The sequence below is a fragment of the Pseudomonas frederiksbergensis genome, assembly GCF_003732665.1.
Classification (GTDB): Bacteria; Pseudomonadota; Gammaproteobacteria; order Pseudomonadales; family Pseudomonadaceae; genus Aquipseudomonas; species Aquipseudomonas frederiksbergensis_G.
Genome location: NZ_MOBP01000099.1, coordinates 1 through 560 on the forward strand (window position 1 = coordinate 1; position 560 = coordinate 560).

Sequence of the window (560 nt, forward strand, 5' to 3'; positions counted from 1 at the left end):
CTTTACGAGTGCATCCTGTGCGCCTGCTGCTCCACCTCCTGTCCCAGCTACTGGTGGAATGGCGACCGTTATCTCGGCCCCGCCGTTCTGCTGCAGGCCTATCGCTGGCTGATCGACAGCCGCGATGAGGCAACCGGTGAGCGTCTCGACAATCTCGAGGACCCGTTCCGCCTTTATCGTTGCCACACCATCATGAACTGCGCACAGGCTTGCCCGAAGGGCTTGAACCCGGCCAAGGCTATCGCGGAAATCAAGAAGATGATGGTCGAGCGTCGCGTCTAACGGCGATTCGCTTGAGAGAGAAAATCTATCCGGCCGCGGTCTCGACCGCGGCTCTTTTTACAACCGGGCCTGGGAAAATTCGGTAAAAATCGACCGAAATGGTAATTATCCCGGCCATCGCTTGCGCAAGGTAAGGCTTTGGTAATAATTCAGCCTTCTTGTTTGATCATGGTCTTTCCGGAAGCGAGAGAATCGGGAGCTTGATATGCAATTCAGATATGTGGTGACGGGCCTAGCGGTTGTGATGAGCCTTGCCGGTTGCCAACGTACCTCCTACG

1 protein-coding gene is annotated in these 560 nt (G+C 55.7%); it reads left to right on the plus strand.

Going from position 1 to position 560, the window contains the following annotated elements; all coding sequences use genetic code 11:
• The coding region (locus tag BK665_RS33315; RefSeq protein ID WP_123410648.1) for a 4Fe-4S dicluster domain-containing protein at positions 1-282 on the plus strand (282 nt) is incomplete at its 5' end.
• Between the last annotated feature and the right edge of the window lie 278 nt (positions 283-560).